Source organism: Schleiferilactobacillus harbinensis DSM 16991, assembly GCF_000425885.1.
Classification (GTDB): domain Bacteria; phylum Bacillota; class Bacilli; order Lactobacillales; family Lactobacillaceae; genus Schleiferilactobacillus; species Schleiferilactobacillus harbinensis.
This window is the reverse complement of record NZ_AUEH01000011.1, coordinates 1-20431: the sequence shown is the minus strand read 5'-3', so window position 1 is coordinate 20431 and position 20431 is coordinate 1. Positions and strand designations below refer to the sequence as shown.

Here is a 20431-nt window from a genome sequence, read left to right as displayed (position 1 = left end):
TGGGAGATGAAAGCAATTGGTTTACAACAAGCCACAGTTCATTATTCAAGACCCTAACCAAACGGTTTTAGGCTCTACCGCTAACTATTATGATTCAACTCTGACATGGTCATTGAGCACAAACTTTGCAATCTTAACTTTTACACTGCCAGCCAATGATGATGCGTCAGGATTGATGCTTAACAACAATTACATCACGTTTGTTTACCAAAATCGGTCGTGGCGCTTTCAAATTGTAACAGTTGAAGTTGGTGATGATGGCAGCTTTAATGTCACGGCTAATGCTCTAGCCCTTCAATTAATTGATGGTCAAATAGCTGCTGCTGGTGCACCTGCTGACCCACAAACTGCAAGCTATTATGTTGGACAAGCCATTGCTAACACAGGCTGGAAAGTTGGTCGAGACGAAATAGGCAATAGTACGGTGAAGAAGATTAGCTTTTCTGATGCATCGTCTCCAATTGCCCGTCTGTATTCTATTGCTGATACCTTTGGTGTTGAGCTGGATTTCAGAACAGAGCTAGACAATCATTACAATCTGACTGGTAAATATGTAGATATTGTTTCGTCCCTAGGCACTGAACGTCATGACATTATGCTTGGCTGGGGCGAAAACGTAACTTCAATAGAGCGCACGATAGACACATCAAGTCTGGCGACGGCATTAATAGCCACTGGTGCAAGCGGAATCAACCTAACCAGTCTAGACTACACATCAAGTGATGGACGATATAAGTCACCGGCTGGCGTAAGCTACATGATGGACACAGTGGCTAATCAACAGTTGCAAAATGGGGCAGGCTACATCATTGGCACGTATGAAGACGATGGTGCCACAAGTCAACAACAATTAGTTACGGACACAATAGCTCAATTGCAAAAACTTTCAACACCTTCTGTCACGTTCGACACAAAACTGGCTTATCTTCCCGATGATGTGATGATTGGCGACACGCTTTATCTCATCTCAAATGACCCTAACAACATTGTTCGAGACAGTACAAGAGTGGTAGAACTTGACATCTGTCTGGACAATCCAGCAAAAACATCAGCAAAATTTGGTGATTATAAGACACTAGACATTGGAACAAATCTTGACGACATTGTTCAGCTCAAAAAACAAGTTAGTCAAGCTCAGACAACGGCTAGTAATGCTCAATCAACAGCTGAATCAGCAGAAACAGCGGCCAATACAGCTCAAACGATGGCCAATACTGCTCAATCGACAGCTCAAACTGCTAATAGCAATGCTGAATCGGCTCAAAATGCAGCCAATAGTGCTCAATCGACGGCTCAAACTGCTAATAGCGCGGCTGAATCAGCTAAAACAACAGCTAACACGGCTAATAGCATGGCTCAAACGGCCAATAACACAGCTCAAACAGCTCAAACAACGGCGAACACGGCGAATAGTACAGCTCAAACTGCCAATATTACAGCTCAAGCGGCTCAAAAAGCAGTAAATGGAGCCAGCACAATTGCTAATAATGCACTGGCTCTGATTCCGGTCATCTCAACAACAGTTCCAAGCTCGCCACACGAAGGTTTGATATGGTTTGAAGGTGCAGACAGCACACACATCAAGCAGGTTCACCAATACACTGGCGGCAAATGGGTGACTAATGCCATCAATCCTACAGCCTTAAACATTAGCAGCTTGAGTGCATTATCTGCAAACCTAGGCAATGTTACGGCTGGATCATTGAATGCCGTAAATATCACAGGTTCAGACATAACAAATGTCAGCAGCTCTAGTGATTCTGATGGCAATCCGATCACAACAACGCAGACACAGAACAGTGATGGCTATTCAATCGTTACGGACAGATGGAACAATGGCAATGAAATCATTCAGCGAACCGACATTACATCTCTTGGACTGTTCAAAATGATGTGGAATTACAAGTCCAGCTATGATTCAGATAACCCATACACCGGAGCACAGGCAAACGCTGTTATTGATCCAGTCAACAGCTCAATGAGTTTCTACACACCTAGTTTAGGCGACAACTACCTTAACATTCAAGACGCGATTTATAACGTTGGCGACCAAACCTCTTGCGCTTGGTCAGATGGTATGAGCGTTTATAATAACAAGTTTAGCATCGTGAGAAAGGGACATTTCGTGTTTGTGTCAGGGTATGTTCACACGGCTGGGAGCGTATCAGCTGGCTCCAATATCGTTTCCCTCCCATCATGGGCATTGCCGGTAACCGATTTGGTAGTTCCTGCGACTACGGTAAATAGCAATGTTGGTGGAGCGTCGTCAGCTAACTTGTTGCTACAGACTGGTGGATTTCTGACGATTAACTCTGGGACTGTATACAAGTGGGGTTACTTGTCGTTCTCAATTTCGTATGCCGCTACTGACGTGACAAGTTTTATGAATGACTAAAGGAGTGGATATTCAAATGTTCAAGTGGAAGTTAAATGAAGACGGCACTATTGCACACATGGCTGGCAAGAATGCTAAAGTCGATGGCAAAACAGTGATTGAAGCGGAACCGCCAGCGGGTGATTGCATCAAGCCAAAATGGAATGGCACGGAATGGGTAAGCAATGCTACAGCAGATGATTTAGCGGCCTTGAAAATCTTACAAAGCCAATCCAGTCAACCTAGCTCTGAACAATTAGCCATCAATCAATTAGGCATGATGGTGGCTAAACTGTCTGCAAAGGTGGCGAGTGCTAATGCTTGACTTCGTAAAGCTGATGTATTCATGGAATTGCCCAATCGAAGGATATGTAGCCAGTGGGGCAATTACAGAAGATGAGTACGAACAAATCACTGGCAAGCAGTATGTGGAGAAGGGTGATTAAGTGCATTTACTTTTTGGAATGAGTATCGATGAATGGGCTGAAATGTTGTCAGCGCTGGCTGTTATTGTCTCCTGTGGAAGCTGGTTGTTCAAACGTATTGCTCTGGACCCACTGCGAGCTGACATTCAGCTCTTGTCTCAGCAAATCGGTCAACAACTAAAAGTTCATGAAAAAGAGCTGGCAGACCTCGAGGGGCAATTGAAAAGTCATGACCACGAGCTAGATTCGCATTCAGTCCGACTGACAAGATTGGAAGACAGAACAGGGATTAAAGGAGACGACAAGCACAATGAAGATTAATTGGAAAGTGCGATTTTTATCTGTAAAATTTTGGCTAGCTTTAGTGCCGGCTGTTTTGTTGGTTGTGCAGACAGTCGCTGCGGTATTTGGATACAAATGGGACTTTGTTATTTTGAACCAGCAGGTTGCTGCTGTGATTAATTCAATCTTTGCTGTGTTGACTATTCTGGGAGTGACTATTGATCCAACCACTCCTGGCATTGGCGACAGTTCATTAGTTCTTAGTCGTGCATCTCAAGTTGTAGCACCTAGCTCAGCTGTTCAAGTCCCAAATCCCAATCCACAAGGCCAGCAGATTGCTGAAACACCGCTGATTCAGCCCATTTCTGCTGATGACACGAGTGTTTCACATGAAACAGCAGTGAATGGAGCTGATAGCAATGTCAGTCAACATTGATTCAGCAATTGCTTATATGTATCAGCTTCAGAGAAATGGCGTTACCTATTCAATGGATGGCAGCCGAACTGGTTCTGATGGCACAGCAGATTGCTCAGGTGCTGTTTACGCAGCATTAAGAGCAGGTGGAATGCCTAGCGCTGGCTATATACTCAATACTGAATCATTACATTCTTGGCTGTTAGCTAACGGTTGGAAGCGTGTGGCAGATGATAGCGACTGGAATGCACAGCGTGGAGACGTTTTCATCTGGGGAAAGCTGGGTGATTCTGGTGGCGCTGGTGGACATACTGGCATATTCATTGACCACAACAACATCATTCACTGCAATTACAGTCATAATGGCGTATCCATAAACAATCATGATGCTTACTGGGCGGCTGACGGATGCCCATATTTTTATGCATATCGCTATGAAGGTGTGCAAACGTCTGTTCAGCCTGTGGACTACAACGTGGTTACTGCTCTGGGTGGATATAACTCAACTTGGCAAGATGGCTATCAACACCAGTCAAGTCACAATAAATTTAGTTATCAATCGCAGTGGAGAAGCTATGGCATCGTGAGCATTAACGGCCTACCGTACTACAGCTTAGGCGGCGACGAATGGCTCGGTCAGTATGCAACTACACTTGCTGGTGTCTGCCAAATCAACTATGTGCCAGGGTATGGCATCATGGCTATAGACAAGAATGGAAAGCAGATTGCTGGTTCAAATGCCGAGTTTAAGACAGGCACTCGATGGAAATGCAGCAAATATTTAACCAGTGTCAAGGGCCAGTGGTGCTACCAAGTCTCAACAACTGAATTCATACCCATCAGATACGCTGTGGGTTGCGGGGCAAAATACTGACTTCAGGTATGGCATTTTGAATAATTTGTGTTATAGTAAAGATGCTGAGCAATCAGCAAAGTCACTTCCTCCGAAGTGATCGATATACCGACGTCAGCCTCTAGCGGAAACTAGGGGCTCTTTTTTTGTTTGCACAAAAAAACACTCCCGCTAGCAGGGAGTGCTGTATCAAGACTGATCGTCCCCTTAGGAAGGACGACCATTTAGAGGCTTATGATAACCTCAACTAATACTATATCAGAGAGAAAGAAAAAAATCAATAAAAAAATGGCCCCGAAGGACCATCTTTTTGACTACCGTTAACTAATTACTTAGCGTTCCAATAACCATAGTCAGTGCGAACCCATTGGTCGCCACCAACATTGTAGTAGGACTTACCGTCCTTCAATGTCTTGACGCCAAAGGTCGTCCAAGTTGATCCAGCAGGAATCAACTTTTGAACCTTCAGATCACTGTTATAAACAGCGATAGACCAAGTAGGGTTAGAAGGGTACTTAACAGTGAATACACCAGCCTGATTAGATACAGCTGTTGAAGAAACATCACTCGCCTTAACATATTGCTTACCACCTAAATTGTAAGCAAGTACAGTACCAGCTGAGTTCTTTACAACGCCGTAAACCTTCCAAGCAGAACCATAATCCAAAGTCTTACCAGTTGAAGTAGTGGTAGTAGGATCGCTATAAACTGTAGTACCCTGACCATTGACGACGTTTGCCGTGCCAGTAGCAGCAGACTCAGCATAATCGCCAACTACAACTTTGCGAGCAACATACCAGTTCGTCTTCGTCTCCGTCTTCGTCTTATCGCCCGGAACCGTAACCGTAGCCGTAACCTTGCGAAGAGAAACGGTTGGAGTCACTCCTGCGGTTGTAAGTGAAGCGGCAACATCATCGCTCAAGCTGAACAAAGCATAATAAGTTCCAGGGGTCTTGAACGTTGAACCAGTAATCCCCCCGTCAAGCTGCTTGATATCATAATAAGGATTAGATGATTGAGTAAAGCCTACAAAAATTGGTAAACCAGTTGCGAAATCAGAAGGAACAGCATCACGAGTGGAACCGTCTGAAAGTGCAAACTTAGTTGAGCCAACAATTGATGCAACCGTTTGGAAAGGTGTGACAGAAGAACCGTTTGCTACGGTCGCATCACTGACACTGGAAACCCCGGAAACTGTAGCAGTAGCGGCAGGAACCGTCAAAGTAACAGTTTTAGAAGCAAGCGCTGGAGTATCATACGTACCAGAAGGATTTGCGTTGAACAAATAAACGGTCGCTGTATAGGTACCAGCCCCACGCGCATATAAGTCATAGGCAACCTGACTAGCAGGATAACCTTCATATCCAGAGAACACAACCTGCACATAGTAATTCTTGAACTCAGAAGGCAGATCTCCGTTGGTCAACAGAGTGCCAAGAAAGTGGTTCGGACCACTTCTCCGCCCCGCAAGGGATTCAGGAGCAGTGATAGCCGATTCACCAGAGACAAACTCAAACAGATTTTTTTGGCTAGTCGTTGTTGAATCCTTAAAGTAACGATTCAACACTTTTTGAGCATCGGTAGTTGTAGCAGCTTGTACTACAGCAGGTGAAGCAATCGAGCTAACTACTGGTGCAGCGATCGGGGCTACTGCCAACAAGGCAGCGGCTACAGCACCGAAGTACTTAACTTTTGAAAATTTCTTCATGTGGTATTCCTCCTAAAGTAAATTGTAATTGATTAGCAGGTGAAGCGAAACCATAAAGGCACCGCTTTACCAACTTCAACAATGAGTTTAGCACAGTAATGTTCAAAAGCCAACTGTTGCTCGAAAAAAGGCGAAAAATATTTTATGCTTTTTTTTGCTTTGTTTTAAACATTCTAAAATTTTAGCTTGAATTCAGCTGGCTAGTGCGATATATTTAAGCAGGTATCGAGGTTCTAAAGATTATTCCTATCATGTGGGAATTTCCCTGGCTGTTTGCTGGGGAATTTTTTTGTTGACCACGGACTTGACCACACTCTGCTTTTACTCAGTTTGTGCGTGGAGAACAATTGTTGAACAATCTTGATGCTGACCCTACATAGCCTGCTGGCATGGAGGGGTTTAATAATGGCTTCCATTAAGGATTACAAAACTGAGAATGGCAAACACCGTTGGAAAGCAACAGTTTACATCGGTGTTGATCCAAAAACCGGACGCAAGAAATATGCAGTTAGAGGTGGTAAAACAACTAGGCAAGAGGCAATCAGTGCAGGCAAAGAACTTGAAAAGGCAGTGCAAAATGGTGAATTAACAGCTTCCCCTCAAAAAGCCGAGGTCAAACGAAAGTTTAAAGACGTTTGTCACGAATGGTTAAAAGCCTATCAACTTACAGTCAGAGAAAGCAGTTGGTCAAAGACACGAGACTGTTTTAATCTGCATATCTTGCCTGATCTTGGTGATATGTACATTGACCAGATCACGGCACACGATTTACAGGCTGTCGTACAGAAGTGGTACAAAGAATCGCCAACCAATTTCAAACGTTACTTTCGACATGCTAAGCGTGTACTGAACTATGCTGAGATGCAAGACTACATTCTCAAGAACCCAGCCAGAAAAGTGATTGTTCCTAGGGAGCAAGAAAAAGTAGGTGCAATTAACGACTTTTGGGATAGACATCAGCTCATAGCCTTTTTCAATTGCATTAATCCAGACCGTGAGCTGTATAAATATGTACTGTTTCGCATCCTGGCTTATGCTGGGTTACGGATTGGTGAAGCAATGGCACTTGAATGGGAAGACATAGACTTTCGCAAGCGAATAATTAGTGTCAACAAGACGTTCTCTCTTGGACTCCATGGCAGGCTAGTTGTTGATCCACCAAAGACCAGAGCCAGTAGAAGAGCTGTGCCCGTTGATGTGGAAACAATTAATTGGCTAAAGCGCTGGCGAATGGAGCAGGCAGATTACGTCTATGGCTACGTCAGACTGGCAGACCATCATCAATTGCTGTTCACAACCAAAGTTGGTAAGCCGTTCAGAGTCGATAAGCCGAGAATGTGGTTGAGCACTATTATTCGAAACAACAATCTGACCCCCGTCATATCATTGCACAAGTTCCGAAAGAGCTACATTTCCAACCTGCTGATTGCTGGTGTGGCAGTGTCTACGGTTCAAAAACTGGTCGGTCATACTGATCCAACAATCACTCTCCAGATTTATGCTCGTGTGCATCAAGAACAGGAATTTGAAGCAGCAGACAAGTTGGCAGAGTACTTAAAAACGGGCAAAAAATAACGGCTCTATCGTTACGGTCCCAACTGATCGAGCTTGTGGAGATAACATGAGGGATAACATGGGAGACAACATGAGCCAGCAAGTAAAAAATAGGTTGTTTCAGAAAGGAATTGCCTTAAATTCCATTCAAGCGTATGATGTCTATGAATCATTCGTGAGGAACGGGTAAAGCGCGGTCAAGTCAGCGAGAGCGGGAGAGTGCAAGCCGCCCACGACCAGCGCACGGCACCCGGGAGCGAAGAACAAACGAAGCGCACAGGGCGCAGTCCTGTGAAGTAGGGTGGAACCGCGGTTTGAAGCCGTCCCTACACTACCATTTGGCGTAGTGTAGGGACGGTTTTTGTGTCCCCCCGCGAGGCCGGAAGAGGAGAATTTTATGGCTAAGAAGTTGGACATTCAAGATATGATCTCGACCTTACAGCACTTCTGGGCGAGCAAGGGCTGTATGTTAATGGAGGCCTATGACGTGGAGAAGGGCGCGGGCACGATGAGTCCCTATACCTTCCTGCGGGCGGTCGGCCCCGAACCGTGGAACGCGGCATACGTGGAACCGTCCCGGCGGCCGGCAGACGGCCGGTATGGTGAAAACCCGAACCGGTTGTACCAGCACCACCAGTTTCAGGTGGTCATGAAGCCTTCTCCCAAAGAAATTCAGGAATATTATCTGGATTCTCTGCGGGCGCTGGGCATCGAACCTTTGGAACACGATATCCGGTTTGTTGAAGACAACTGGGAGAACCCGTCCATGGGCTGTGCCGGGGTTGGCTGGGAAGTCTGGCTGGACGGCATGGAAGTGTCCCAATTTACGTATTTCCAAGTGGTTGGCGGCCTGAATGTTTCCCCCGTCACCAGTGAGCTGACCTATGGGATCGAACGGCTGGCGTCCTATATTCAAGACGTGAATTCCGTTTTCGATCTGGAATGGGGCGACGGTGTCCTGTACGGTGACATTTTTAAGGAACCGGAGTACGAACATTCCAAGTATGCGTTTGAAGAAAGCGACCAGGACATGCTGCTGAAGTTCTTCAATGATTATGAAAAGGAAGCCCACCGCCTGATCAAGCTGGGTTTGGTCCACCCCGCGTATGACTATATTCTCAAATGTTCCCACACGTTCAATCTGCTGGACGCCCGGGGCGCGGTCTCGGTAACCGAACGCGCCGGCTATTTAGCCCGGATCCGCAAGATGGCGCACTTGGTTGCTAAGGCGTTTGTGGCCGAACGGGAGAAGCGCGGGTTCCCGCTGTTGAAGCATGCTCAGGAAAATGCCGCAAAGGAGGTCGAATAAGATGACGACACATAATTACTTACTCGAAATTGGTTTAGAGGATATGCCGGCCCACGTGGTGGTCCCCAGTGTCCGCCAACTCCACGACCGCATGGCCGCTTTTCTGAAGGACAATCGCTTAGCCTTTGCCGACATTAAAGAGTATGCCACCCCGCGGCGTTTAGCTTTATTGGTCAGCGGTTTGGCAGACAAGCAGACTGACGAGAGTACGGAAAACCGCGGCCCGGCGATGAAGATCGCTAAGGACGCCGACGGCAACTGGACCAAGGCGGCCCAAGGCTTTGCCCGCGGTCAAGGCGGTACTGTGGATGACCTGGAAGAACGCGACGTTAAAGGTACGCCCTACGTTTTCTACCAGAAAAACATCATCGGTCAGCCGGTTGCAGATGTTCTGCCCAAGGTCACGGAGATCATTGAAGCCATGACTTTCCCGACGCGGATGCACTGGAGCCACTATGACTTCGAATATATCCGGCCGATCCACTGGTTCGTTTCGCTGCTGGATGACAAGATAGTGCCATTCAAGGTCCTCGACGTTGAGGCCGGCCGCACCACCCAGGGACACCGATTCCTTGGTCACGCGGTGGACCTGCAAACCGCCACGGACTATGAAGACGCCTTGGCCGACCAATTTGTCATTGTTGACGAGCAGAAGCGCGGCGACGTGATCAAAGCCCAGGTGAAGCAGATCGCCGACGAACACGGCTGGCGCATTGTACTGAACCGGGACTTGTTTGAAGAAGTCACCAACCTGGTAGAATATCCCACGGCCTTTGCCGGTCAATTCGACAAGAAGTATCTGGAATTGCCCGATGCCGTCTTAATCACTTCCATGCGCGACAATCAGCGGTATTTCTACGTCACCGATCATGATGGTCAACTTCTGCCGGATTTTGTCGCCGTTCGCAACGGCAACCGGGAATACCTGGAGAATGTCGTCAAGGGGAACGAAAAGGTCCTTGTCGCCCGGTTGGAAGACGCGGTATTCTTCTATGAAGAGGACCAGCAGCATAGTATTGCCGATTACGTGGAGAAACTGAAGACGGTCATGTTCCACGACAAGATCGGCTCGATGTATGAAAAGATGCAGCGGGTCGCCGGCATTGCCCGTTATTTGGGCAAGCGATTCGACTTGAGCGAAGCAGAACTCGCCGATTTGGACCGGGCCGCCCACATCTACAAATTCGACCTGGTCACCAGCATGGTCGGTGAATTTCCTGAATTGCAGGGCACGATGGGGGAGATTTACGCTAACCTGGCCGGTGAAAAAGAAGATGTTGCCAAGGCCATCCGGGAACACTACATGCCTACGTCGGCCGATGGCAAATTGCCAGCGTCTAAAATTGGCAGTGTGCTAGCGATTGCCGATAAGATGGATACGATCATGACCTTCTTTGGCGCCGGAATGGTGCCCAGCGGGTCCAATGATCCCTATGCACTGCGCCGGCAAGCCTATGGCATCATTCGCATCCTGCAGGACCACAAGTGGCACTTCCCGCTGCTTCGGATCCAAGCCGCGATCGTCAGCCAGTTCCAAGAAAAGAATCAAGTGCCGCATCTGCACCTGGACAAGGTTAAAGGCCTGAACGACTTCTTTGTCGATCGGGTGAAGCAGTTCTTCAGTACGAAAGATACGCGGCACGATATCGTCGATGCCGTTACGGCCAATCAAGATGTCGATCCCGAGGATATGTTCGCTGCCGCCAATGTACTCACCGATCAGGTCGACAAAGAGTCCTTCAAGCCGACTGTGGAAGCCTTGACGCGGGTGTTACACTTGGCCCGGAAGTCCAAAGACGCCGGTGCCCAAGTCGACCCGAGTCTGTTCCAGAACCCTTCCGAACAAAAACTGCATGATGCGGTGGAGACGTTACAAGCCGATGCGCCGCAATTATCAATCGCGGAATTGTATCAGCGCCTGCAAGATCTGCGGCCAATCATCAACGAGTACTTTGAAGAGAACATGGTCATGGACAAGGATCCCAAGATTCGGGATAACCGCCTGCACCAGCTCGCCCAAATTCGAGACATCGCTAAGTTCTTTGGTAATTTGGATGGTTTGATTGTAAAATAGATATAACGCTTTTTCCGAGCGGACTGGGACAAGACTCAATTTTCAAACGTACGGCGTGCCAATGCTCCGCAAGCTGCGGCAAAATTGGCACGCCGTACGAAGAAAGAGTCTCGTCCCGGTCCCTTTTCTCACTGATCCAAACAGAAAGGAGTCCGCCCATGGCCCAAAGAATACCGGAAGACGTCATTGAAGGTATCCGCCAGAAGGCCAATATCCTCGATATCGTTGGCCAATATGTCCAGTTGCGCAAGCAAGGCCGCAATTACTTCGGCCTCTGTCCGTTCCATGAAGAGAAGACCCCGTCATTCTCTGTCGCTCCGGACAAACAGATCTTCCACTGTTTCAGTTGCGGCCGGGGCGGTAATGTCTTCAAGTTCATCATGGACATTGAAGACCTGTCGTTCCCAGAGTCGGTGGCGAAAGTCGCCGAGATGATTGGTGAAAAACTGCCGGATGAATACGTAGGGCCGGCGACACCCGCGGATCCGGAAATTTCTCAGTTGCGCCAGATGCACACTCAAGCGGCGGCTTTTTATCACCATATTCTGGTCAATACCCAGGTGGGTGAAACGGCCCTGGCGTATCTGCACCAGCGGGGGATGGCCGATGATTTGATCGAGACGTTCAATATCGGCTTTGCCCCGGATACCGGTGACGTGCTGTGGCAGTATTTGCACGAGCATTATGATGACGATCTGCTGCGGACATCGGGTCTGTTCACTGAGCAGGATGATGGCCATTTGCGAGATCGGTTCTATAATCGAGTGATGTTCCCGGTGCGGGATCAGGGCGGCCAGGTGGTGGCCTTTTCTGGGCGGATTCTGACCAAGGCCGACAATGCCCCGAAATACTTGAACAGTCCGGAAACAAAACTGTTTGCGAAGCGGCAGGTGCTGTTCAATCTGGATCAGGCCAAGACCAAGATTCGGGATGACCACCGAGCGATTCTTTTTGAAGGATTCATGGATGTGATTTCGGCTTACAGTGCCGGGGTAACAAATGGCGTGGCCTCCATGGGGACCAGCCTCACGGATCAGCAGATTTACGACCTGCGGCGGTTAACGGACAGTCTCGTAATTTGTTACGATGGCGATGCCCCGGGAATTGCGGCGGCCAAACGGGCAATGGGACTTTTGGGCGGCGACCAAGGTTTTAACGTCAGCGCCGTCGTCCTCCCCGATGGTATGGATCCGGATGAATTTGTGCAAAAGCGGGGCGCAGAGGCCTTCCAAAAACAGATCACGGAACATCGGTTGACGCCGACCGGCTTCGGTTTACGGGAGCTGGCCAGCCGCAGTGACTTGACTGGGGACGCCGCTCGGGCGGATTACACCGATGCCGCCTTGACGATCATTGCCCAGGACCCGTCGCCGGTGGAACGAGACGTGCATCTGCGCGGTTTGAGCAAACAGCTGGGGGTTGATTTAGGGGCGCTCCAGGCGTCCTTAATTCAAATCCAAACGGAGCTGCCCAAACAGCGGCCGCGCCAAACAGAACGACGCCAATCCGCCCCCATGGATTATGGTCCGCTGCCGCCGCCCCCGGCGATGCCCGAGCAGCCGCGGCTGTCGCTGGTGGAGCGGACAGAACAGGACCTGCTGGCATTGATGATGGCCCATCCGGAAGTGGTGGACCTAGTCCAGGGCAAGTCGGATGGCACTTTTGAATTCGTGGATGTCAATTATCAGACGCTGTACTTGCTGTGGCAGGATTACTTGGCATCAGGTCATTCAGCCGGTGACGTGGCCGGCTTCAACGACTTCGTTCCAGATGCGGAAAACGCGCTGCTCACGCAAATTGAGATGCGCGACTTGCCCACTGATTATTCGGAAGAACAGGTGACGGACTATCTGCACATCCTGTCCCGGCACCCGCTGCAGACTGAGTTGCATACCTTGCAGCAGCAGCTGCACCAAGCCCATGATAACGGCGACGGCGAACGTGAATTAGCAGTCGCTATGCAGATCATTCAGTTGCAGCAGCAATTGAAGGGGAGACCAGGACCGGTTTCCTGACCCAATTGTGCCGCCGACTTGCATCGGTGGCACAATTGGTGTATATTATATATGTGTATTTTTACGCCCATTTTTATTGAGGGGGATTGCTTGATGGCTAAAGAAACCAATACGGTATCCAAGAAAGACTTGACCAAGGCCGTGACTGCCTTAGTTAAGGAGTACCGACCCAAGAAGCAAATCACAAATGAAGAACTCGTTGAAAGAATTGTGAAACCCTTCAAACTCGAGTCCAACGACATTGATGATGTGATGCAGAAGGTCGAAGACAACGGCATCAGCATCGTTGACGAGAATGGCGAACCAGCTGAACGGAGCCTGAAGAAAGAAAAGGCTGTTTCGAAGAAGGAATTGCGTGATTTGTCCGCGCCCACTGGCGTGAAGATCAACGATCCTGTACGCATGTATCTGAAGGAAATCGGCCGGGTGCCGCTGTTAACTGCGGACGAAGAAGTCGAATTAGCCCTGAAGATCGAACAGGGCGATGAAGAAGCCAAGCAGCGGTTAGCAGAAGCCAACTTACGCTTGGTGGTTTCCATTGCCAAGCGTTACGTCGGCCGGGGCATGCAGTTCCTGGACCTGATCCAGGAAGGGAACATGGGCTTAATGAAGGCCGTCGAGAAATTCGACTACCGCAAAGGGTTCAAGTTCTCCACTTACGCCACGTGGTGGATTCGCCAGGCGATTACCCGGGCGATTGCCGACCAGGCGCGGACCATTCGGATCCCAGTCCACATGGTTGAAACCATCAATAAACTGATTCGGATCCAGCGGCAGCTGTTGCAAGATCTAGGCCGGGAACCAACACCGGAAGAAATTGGTGCCGAGATGGATCTGCCTACGGAGAAGGTGCGGGAAATCTTGAAGATTGCCCAAGAACCAGTTTCTCTGGAGACACCCATCGGCGAAGAGGATGATTCCCACTTAGGGGACTTCATCGAGGACCACGACGCCACCAGTCCGGAAGAGCATGCGTCTAACGAACTGCTCAAGGAACAGTTGGAGAGCGTTCTGGACACGTTGACTGATCGGGAAGAAAACGTTCTGCGGTTGCGCTTCGGCTTGGATGATGGTCGGACCCGCACTCTGGAGGAAGTCGGCAAAGTATTCGGCGTCACCAGAGAACGAATTCGCCAAATCGAGGCCAAGGCCCTGCGCAAGCTGCGCCACCCGTCTCGCTCGAAACAATTGAAGGATTTCTTGGATTAAACCAGGCGGAAAGAGCAGGGCCGGCAGGCGTTGCTCTTTCCTTTTTCTTTACCGTCATCAGCCCGAGTTTTGGTACAATATAATTAACATGTGACATTGGGGGCGGCATGATGATGGTGAAAGAAGACTTGCAGACAGTGACGGAGACTGCTCAGACTCTGGGTATCTCGGCTGACCGGTTACGACGGTTATCCGCAGCCATGGAAGAAAATGGGGCAGCCTTCCCCCGCAATAACCGGCGCGGCCGGCTTTACTCGGCAACGGCGATTCAACAGCTTACCGCCATCACCCAGCGGGTAAGCACTGAACATTTGTCCATCCAGGCGGCGGTACGCGCGGTGCTGGCACCAGTGAATCGTGCCGCCGAGCCCGCCGCCGATTTGGCCGTGACCGTCCAGAACCAGCAGGAAGAAATCAACCAGCTGCGCCAGCTCGTCTCCACAGTGATTGAGCAAAATACGCGAATCCTGGAAATGCTGCATCAGGTGGATCCGAATTTGGCCGATCAGGTCAAAGCGGTGGAGAAGCGTGACGTCACGACTCGGCCAACTGAAATTAGTGCCGCCCCGCCTGCATCTGCCAAACCGCGGACGCACACCTATTTGGATCCCCACGCCGCGGAAGTCGCCGTGGAACACAATGATCGGCCCAAGACCTTAGCGGACATGCAGCTGCCGGCGGATGACCATCCAAAGCGTTCTTGGTGGGAACGCTTTCGACGCTAACCACTGTACCTTTTTGGTAATGATGCTATAATATTGTCAAAGGCATGAGAGAAAATGGAGTGATTTTTATGGATAGTGACAATCCTGGACCGTTACCGGACCCGGCGCATCGCTGGGCATTGATGGCGGTATTGTATGCACTGTTGAGTCTTGTGGGGATCGGCGCCCTGTTTTATGATGCGTTGGTCCAAAAGGACGGCGTGGACGGTTTGATCGTCGTCGGCACCGTGGTTGCGCTGACGGCAGCGCTGGGAAACTGGCAGCTTTACCGGCGGACCCACCGGACGCGTGATGCTCACCATATTTTGCTGTGATTTTTCTTATTTTATTGCCCGCGGCCGGTTGCCGCGGGCTTTTTTTGGTATACTGAGTATACTATTTGTATCAAGAGAAAGTGGAGGCCTTTTTTGTGACGCAAGACAAACACACCGCAACGTTATTGTCCGATCGGCTCGCGGTCGTGGCTCAATTTATCCCCCAAGATGCCGTCGTGGCAGATATCGGGACCGATCATGCCTACTTGCCGATTTATCTCATCCATGAAGGGGTGTCTCCCCGCGTTGTCGCCAGCGATGTTGGGGCCGGCCCGGTAGCCAGTGCCACCCGCAATGTGACTGAAGCCCAAGTGACCAGCCAAGTCAGTGTCCGCCAAGGCGACGGACTCAGCACGCTGACGGCGGATGACGGCATCACCTGTGTTGTCATTGCCGGTATGGGCGGGGCGCTGATCACCGATATTTTGGAGGCCGGCCAGTCTGACTTGCAGCACACCGAACGGTTGATTTTGCAGCCGAATATCGGCAGTGACCGGGTGCGCACCTGGTTGGTGCAGCACCGGTACAGCATCAATGCGGAACGGATCATCGACGAAGATCACCATATTTATGAAATTATTGTCGCCGACCCGGTCCAAGAAGCCGTGACGCTGGCGCCAGCTGATATTTTAATGGGACCGCATCTGCGTCAGGAAAAGAGCGAAGTCTGGCGCCGTTATTGGCAGGATCGCCACGACCACAACCAAGAATTATTAGCCGATCTGCGACAGGCCCAAACGGATCAATCGGAAAAGGCTGATCAAGTGAAAGAAGAACAGCAAATGATTGAGAAGGAGTTAGCCTAATGACCACTGTCCAAGATATTATCAATCGCAGCGACCGCTTTGCACCGCGGTATTTACGGGAAGGAAATGACCCCACCGGATTTCAGCTGGGGGATCGGCAAGCCGTCGTGCACCGCGTACTCGTCACCCTGGATGTCCGGCCGGAAGTGGTGGATTACGCAATTGCCCAAAATATTGATTTAATTTGGGCCCACCACCCGATGATCTTCCGCCCAGCGCGCAATCTGGACTTGGCTGATCCGCAGAATCGAATGTATGCCAGTTTGCTGACCCACGGCATCAGCGTATTTGCCGCCCATACCAACTTGGATAAAGCAGTGGGCGGCATGAACGATTGGCTGGCAGCGGCCATTGGCTTGCAGGATGTGCAGCCGTTTGCCCGGAGCAACGATGATCCGCTGGAAAAATTGATCGTCTTCACCCCAGCGGACAACGCCGATGTGATGCGCCATGCGCTGGCGGCGGCCGGCGCCGGTCAGATCGGCGATTACAGCGGGGCGTCCTTTACCAATGACGGCGAAGGCCGCTTCACGCCTGAAGCGGGTGCTCATCCGGCGATTGGCGCGGTCGCCAAACCGGAAGTCGTGCATGAAAGCCGCGTCGAAGTAATTTTCCCCCATTCGCTGCGGGCTGATGTTTTGCTGGCCATGCATGAAGTCCACCCCTATGAAGAACCCGCTTATGATATCTTCACTGAAGCTTATCCGGCGCAGCATATCGGTATCGGCCGGATCGGCACACTGCCCCAGGCGCTGACTGTTCGCGATTTGGCAGACCATATTAAACAGGTCTTCGCTTTGCAGGGTCTGCGCGTGGTGGCTAAAGATCTGCAAAGATCCATCCGTCGGGTGGCAGTCGTTGGCGGTGACGGCGGTAAATTCTTCCATCAGGCCCAAGCGGCTGGTGCTGAAGCCTTTGTGACCGGGGATGTGTATTACCATACCGGCCACGACATGCTAGCGGCGGATTTGCCGGTGATCGATCCTGGTCACCACATTGAAAGTATCGTCATTCCCCAGATGAGCGAAAAGCTCGCCGCTTGGGCGGATGAGAACCACTGGGACATCACGGTGATGCCATCACCGCTGTCCACCGACCCCTTTACATTTCTCTAATTCCATTAATTCAGAAAGCAGGTTGCTACTTATGGCAGACACCAAGTATCCCACTTTAATTCCCCGTTTTTTACGTTACGTCAAGATCAATACTCGTTCTGATGAGAAATCAACGACTATCCCGAGTGCAGAGCGGGAAGTTAAATTCCTGCACCAACTGGTTGATGAATTAAAAGAAATTGGGTTATCCGATGCCCGGTATAACGATGCCAACGGATACGTCACGGCAACAATTCCCGGCAATACGGACCACCAGGTGCCGACCATCGGCTTTTTGGCCCACGTGGATACGGCGGATTTTAATGCGGAAGGCGTCAAACCGCAGATCGTCGAAAACTATGACGGCCATTCCGTAATCAAGTTGGACCCTGCCGGAGAATATACGCTGGATCCGAAAGATTTCCCGGCTTTAAAGAATTACGCAGGCCATACGTTGATTACCACCGACGGCACGACTTTGCTGGGGTCAGACGACAAGTCCGGCGTCGCTGAGATCTTCAGCCTGGCCGAGTATTTACTGGCTCATCCGGAGATCAAACACGGCGATATCCGCATCGGTTTCGGTCCGGACGAAGAAATCGGCACCGGTGCCGATCATTTCGACGTCAAGGATTTTGCGGCCGACTTTGCTTACACCGTTGACGGCGGGCCATTGGGCGAGCTGGAATATGAAACCTTCTCCGCCGCCTCGCTGCACGTAGCAATCAAGGGTAAGAATGTTCATCCTTCCACGGCCTACCACACGATGATCAACGCCATTCAATTGGGCATCGATTTTCAAAATAATTTACCCCAAGATGAAGTACCCGAAGAAACCCGGGGCCGCGCCGGCTTCTTCCATCTGCTATCCTTCGAGGGGACTCCGGATCACGCCGAACTGGATTACATCATCCGTGACTTCGAACGGGCCGGCCTGGAAGAGCGCAAGCAAAAGGCCCAGGCCATTGCTGACAAGCTGAATGCCCGCTTGGATGAACCCCGGGTGACTGTGACAATGCACGACCAGTATTACAATATGATCGACGTCATGAAGGACCACATGGACGTGGTCCGCTTGGCGGAACAGGCGATGCACAATCTGGACATCACCCCGGATGAAACTCCGGTCCGCGGCGGCACCGACGGGTCCAAGCTGTCCTTCATGGGCCTGCCGACTCCGAACTTGTTCGCCGGCGGCGAGAATATGCACGGCCGCTTCGAGTTTGTTTCTGAACAAACGATGGCTAAAGCCGTGGATGTCTTGTTAGAAATTGTTCAACTGAACGCCGCTAAATAATTAGTGAAACACTCGGCACGCAACGGCCACGCTGCGTGCCTTTTTTGACCCGCGGAAGAAACCAAATTTCGCCCTCGAAAATAATTCTTGTTATCCGTTGAATTTGTATTTCTATCCTGTATAATTTGAGTTGTAAGGGGTTGCAATAATAAAAAATAGACCAGCTCTCCTGAACTGGTCTATACTGTGAAAACAAGGCGCCAATTAATTACAAATATTCTTCAGTGCGCACCTTAATCAACAAAGGGGAGAAGGTGGGTTGACTCTTGATCCGCTGTTTGGCAATATCGGCTGCGGCTTCCGCGTCCGCGGCATCCGTGGTGAAGTACAGTTCTATACCTTTCTTCTTTTCAAACTTAAAAGATGGATCGGACTGGGCTTCTAAAAAGTCGATAATCTGCTGCTGCATCAAGGGACTGAGCACAATAATCATCACGGGTAGCTCCTTTCATGTAGTGAATACGTTCACTACAACATAGTGTAGCATGTTCTTCAGGGGAAAATCATGACTAGAAGGGGTGTTTTCTGATGGATCACATCACTAAGTTTGTCGAAGAGAAAATTGCACCGCCGTTAATTAAGTTCTCCCAATACCGCTATATTCAAGTGATTCAGCGGACTGGGCTGGGGATCATGAGCCTCTTGATCATCGGCTCCATCTTTACGCTATTATCCGCCTTCCCAGTCCCGGCGTACCAAAACTTCATCGGCGGGTTCAAAACGACGCTGGCCTCGGCCGCCGGGGTCGGCACCGCCTTTATCGCCCTCTATACCGTCATCACCACCTCATATGCGCTGGTGGAATGGTATAACAAAAACAAGGGGGAAAAGACGGATATTATTCAACCGATGATTCTGGCCGTTGCATCGTATCTGTTGATCAACCCGGTTCAAACAGTGAATACCCTGGTTAAAGGCAGCAAGACGCCGGTGCCGTTTGCCGGTTTACCAGTCACTTATATGGGCGCGATCGGCGTCTTTTCTGCCATCATGGTCGGGATCCTCAGCGTCGAAATGTACCGTTTCTTCATTCGCCGGCACTGGACGATCAAACTGCCGGAAAATGTGCCGCCCATGGTCTCCAGTTCCTTCAGTGCCTTGATTCCAGCCTCCTGTGTGATCATTATCTGGTGGCTGTTCCGCTTCGTCTTGAATCTGGATTTGCCGAAACTGATCTCGGATATCTTCCAACCGCTGGTCGTTGTCGGGGATACGCCTTGGGCCGTTCTGGTGGCCACGTTCCTGAACCGGATTCTGTGGTCCGTCGGGATCCACGGTGGGAATATCGTCAGCGGTGTGGCCGGCACGTTCTGGACCCAAATGTTCACCGCCAACCAGACCGCGTTCCAAGCTGGTAAGGCACTGCCTTACACCTTCACCAGCGTCTTAATGGATAACTACATCTGGACCGGTGTCTTCCCGTTGGCTGTCGTCCTGCTCACCTGCAAGTCGCAACGGTTGAAAAAAATGGGCTGGCTGGCCCTGCCAGCGGCGATTTTCAACATCGGTGAACCGCTGATTTTTGGACTGCCGATCATGCTCAATCCGTTGATGATGATTCCGTTTATTCTGTCTTCCTTCATCGTCGCCATTGTGGCCGTGATCATGGTGCCGCTGCACTGGCTGCCCATCCCAGTGCTGACGATCCCGTGGATCACCCCGGCACCCATCAAAGCCTTTCTTTCCACGAACGGCAGTTGGGCGGCCGTGGCCTTCGTTGTCGTCGGCTGGCTATTCTCCATGGCCGTATTCTATCCCTTTGTGAAAGCAATGGACAACGCGGAATTGAAGGGCGAGCTGCTGGACGACGATACGGATAAAGTGGCAACAACCAAGTAAGGTCATGTTCGGGGCAGGCAGAAATGCCTGCTCCTTTTTGTTCAAGACTTGCGGTCTGAAGTCAAGAAGGTGCAGGAAGAAAATTGATGGTTAGTAAGAGCTTATGGCGTATACCTCCCCCAGCCCAGGAACGTGATG

General features: G+C 50.3%; 19 protein-coding genes. 17 read left to right on the top strand and 2 right to left on the bottom strand.

Annotated elements, in window-relative coordinates; all coding sequences use genetic code 11:
* The first annotated feature begins 16 nt into the window (after positions 1–16).
* From H627_RS0104790 to H627_RS19115, 6 genes are read left to right on the top strand one after another with little or no spacing between them, the layout of a single operon-like run.
* A complete protein-coding gene (locus tag H627_RS0104790) occupies positions 17–2395 on the top strand; it encodes a phage tail spike protein (protein WP_027828016.1) in 2379 nt (792 codons plus the stop codon).
* 16 nt (positions 2396–2411) lie between these two features.
* On the top strand, positions 2412–2699 hold the full coding sequence (locus tag H627_RS0104785) for a hypothetical protein (protein ID WP_027828015.1): 288 nt from the start codon (positions 2412–2414) through the stop codon (positions 2697–2699).
* The gene (locus H627_RS19610) at positions 2692–2820 is read left to right on the top strand and encodes an XkdX family protein (RefSeq protein ID WP_081674678.1); all 129 of its coding nucleotides are present in this window, start codon (positions 2692–2694) and stop codon (positions 2818–2820) included. Before H627_RS0104785 ends, H627_RS19610 begins: the two co-directional genes overlap by 8 nt.
* A gap of 18 nt (positions 2821–2838) precedes the next feature.
* Positions 2839–3120 (top strand): hypothetical protein, encoded by a 282-nt coding sequence (locus tag H627_RS0104775; RefSeq protein ID WP_035439987.1) that lies wholly within the window; start codon positions 2839–2841, stop codon positions 3118–3120.
* Entirely contained in the window at positions 3110–3517 is a 408-nt protein-coding gene (locus H627_RS19605) for a phage holin (RefSeq protein ID WP_081674676.1), read from the top strand. Before H627_RS0104775 ends, H627_RS19605 begins: the two co-directional genes overlap by 11 nt.
* The gene (locus tag H627_RS19115; RefSeq protein ID WP_051225182.1) at positions 3501–4370 is read left to right on the top strand and encodes a peptidoglycan amidohydrolase family protein; all 870 of its coding nucleotides are present in this window, start codon (positions 3501–3503) and stop codon (positions 4368–4370) included. The genes H627_RS19605 and H627_RS19115 overlap by 17 nt, the downstream gene beginning before the upstream one ends.
* A 307-nt stretch (positions 4371–4677) precedes the next feature.
* Here the strand turns inward: H627_RS19115 and H627_RS0104760 are convergent, their stop codons facing one another.
* Entirely contained in the window at positions 4678–6057 is a 1380-nt protein-coding gene (locus tag H627_RS0104760) for an SLAP domain-containing protein (protein ID WP_027828013.1), read from the bottom strand.
* Between the two features lie 405 nt (positions 6058–6462).
* On the opposite strand from H627_RS0104760, the gene H627_RS0104755 reads away from it, so the two are divergent.
* The 10 genes from H627_RS0104755 to pepT all read left to right on the top strand — a co-directional run bounded on the left by H627_RS0104755 (position 6463) and on the right by pepT (position 18454).
* Positions 6463–7632, top strand: coding sequence for a tyrosine-type recombinase/integrase (locus H627_RS0104755; RefSeq protein ID WP_027828012.1), 1170 nt, complete (start codon positions 6463–6465; stop codon positions 7630–7632).
* Positions 7633–8008: 376 nt separating this feature from the next.
* Entirely contained in the window at positions 8009–8920 is a 912-nt protein-coding gene (gene glyQ / locus H627_RS0104745) for a glycine--tRNA ligase subunit alpha (RefSeq protein WP_027828011.1), read from the top strand.
* Position 8921: 1 nt separating this feature from the next.
* Complete coding sequence (gene glyS / locus H627_RS0104740) at positions 8922–10994, top strand: glycine--tRNA ligase subunit beta (RefSeq protein WP_027828010.1); 2073 nt, start codon at positions 8922–8924, stop codon at positions 10992–10994.
* Between the two features lie 158 nt (positions 10995–11152).
* A complete protein-coding gene (gene dnaG / locus H627_RS0104735; RefSeq protein ID WP_027828009.1) occupies positions 11153–13009 on the top strand; it encodes a DNA primase in 1857 nt (618 codons plus the stop codon).
* 93 nt (positions 13010–13102) lie between these two features.
* A complete protein-coding gene (gene rpoD / locus H627_RS0104730; RefSeq protein ID WP_027828008.1) occupies positions 13103–14218 on the top strand; it encodes an RNA polymerase sigma factor RpoD in 1116 nt (371 codons plus the stop codon).
* A gap of 110 nt (positions 14219–14328) precedes the next feature.
* Positions 14329–14943: a hypothetical protein gene (locus H627_RS0104725; protein ID WP_027828007.1), complete on the top strand. Its 615-nt coding sequence runs from the start codon at positions 14329–14331 to the stop codon at positions 14941–14943.
* 68 nt (positions 14944–15011) lie between these two features.
* On the top strand, positions 15012–15257 hold the full coding sequence (locus H627_RS0104720; protein WP_027828006.1) for a hypothetical protein: 246 nt from the start codon (positions 15012–15014) through the stop codon (positions 15255–15257).
* A gap of 95 nt (positions 15258–15352) precedes the next feature.
* The gene (locus tag H627_RS0104715) at positions 15353–16063 is read left to right on the top strand and encodes a tRNA (adenine(22)-N(1))-methyltransferase (RefSeq protein ID WP_027828005.1); all 711 of its coding nucleotides are present in this window, start codon (positions 15353–15355) and stop codon (positions 16061–16063) included.
* Entirely contained in the window at positions 16063–17178 is a 1116-nt protein-coding gene (locus H627_RS0104710; RefSeq protein WP_027828004.1) for a Nif3-like dinuclear metal center hexameric protein, read from the top strand. Before H627_RS0104715 ends, H627_RS0104710 begins: the two co-directional genes overlap by 1 nt.
* Before the next feature lie 31 nt (positions 17179–17209).
* A complete protein-coding gene (gene pepT, locus H627_RS0104705; RefSeq protein WP_027828003.1) occupies positions 17210–18454 on the top strand; it encodes a peptidase T in 1245 nt (414 codons plus the stop codon).
* 208 nt (positions 18455–18662) lie between these two features.
* Here pepT and H627_RS0104700 read toward each other — a convergent pair whose 3' ends face one another.
* Positions 18663–18887: a hypothetical protein gene (locus H627_RS0104700; protein ID WP_027828002.1), complete on the bottom strand. Its 225-nt coding sequence runs from the start codon at positions 18885–18887 to the stop codon at positions 18663–18665.
* A 95-nt stretch (positions 18888–18982) separates the two neighbouring features.
* On the opposite strand from H627_RS0104700, the gene H627_RS17035 reads away from it, so the two are divergent.
* Positions 18983–20293, top strand: coding sequence for a PTS sugar transporter subunit IIC (locus H627_RS17035; RefSeq protein ID WP_051225181.1), 1311 nt, complete (start codon positions 18983–18985; stop codon positions 20291–20293).
* Positions 20294–20431 lie beyond the last annotated feature (138 nt).

Coding starts and splice junctions, on each gene's coding strand:
- H627_RS0104760 (WP_027828013.1), bottom strand. CDS start 6,057: ATGAAGAAATTTTCAAAAGTTAAGTACTTCGGTGCTGTAGCCGCTGCC.
- H627_RS0104700 (WP_027828002.1), bottom strand. CDS start 18,887: ATGATTATTGTGCTCAGTCCCTTGATGCAGCAGCAGATTATCGACTTT.
- pepT (WP_027828003.1), top strand. CDS start 17,210: ATGGCAGACACCAAGTATCCCACTTTAATTCCCCGTTTTTTACGTTAC.
- H627_RS0104775 (WP_035439987.1), top strand. CDS start 2,839: ATGAGTATCGATGAATGGGCTGAAATGTTGTCAGCGCTGGCTGTTATT.
- H627_RS17035 (WP_051225181.1), top strand. CDS start 18,983: ATGGATCACATCACTAAGTTTGTCGAAGAGAAAATTGCACCGCCGTTA.
- H627_RS19115 (WP_051225182.1), top strand. CDS start 3,501: ATGTCAGTCAACATTGATTCAGCAATTGCTTATATGTATCAGCTTCAG.
- H627_RS0104720 (WP_027828006.1), top strand. CDS start 15,012: ATGGATAGTGACAATCCTGGACCGTTACCGGACCCGGCGCATCGCTGG.
- rpoD (WP_027828008.1), top strand. CDS start 13,103: ATGGCTAAAGAAACCAATACGGTATCCAAGAAAGACTTGACCAAGGCC.
- H627_RS19610 (WP_081674678.1), top strand. CDS start 2,692: ATGCTTGACTTCGTAAAGCTGATGTATTCATGGAATTGCCCAATCGAA.
- glyS (WP_027828010.1), top strand. CDS start 8,922: ATGACGACACATAATTACTTACTCGAAATTGGTTTAGAGGATATGCCG.
- H627_RS19605 (WP_081674676.1), top strand. CDS start 3,110: ATGAAGATTAATTGGAAAGTGCGATTTTTATCTGTAAAATTTTGGCTA.
- H627_RS0104785 (WP_027828015.1), top strand. CDS start 2,412: ATGTTCAAGTGGAAGTTAAATGAAGACGGCACTATTGCACACATGGCT.
- H627_RS0104725 (WP_027828007.1), top strand. CDS start 14,329: ATGATGGTGAAAGAAGACTTGCAGACAGTGACGGAGACTGCTCAGACT.
- H627_RS0104710 (WP_027828004.1), top strand. CDS start 16,063: ATGACCACTGTCCAAGATATTATCAATCGCAGCGACCGCTTTGCACCG.
- H627_RS0104755 (WP_027828012.1), top strand. CDS start 6,463: ATGGCTTCCATTAAGGATTACAAAACTGAGAATGGCAAACACCGTTGG.
- dnaG (WP_027828009.1), top strand. CDS start 11,153: ATGGCCCAAAGAATACCGGAAGACGTCATTGAAGGTATCCGCCAGAAG.
- glyQ (WP_027828011.1), top strand. CDS start 8,009: ATGGCTAAGAAGTTGGACATTCAAGATATGATCTCGACCTTACAGCAC.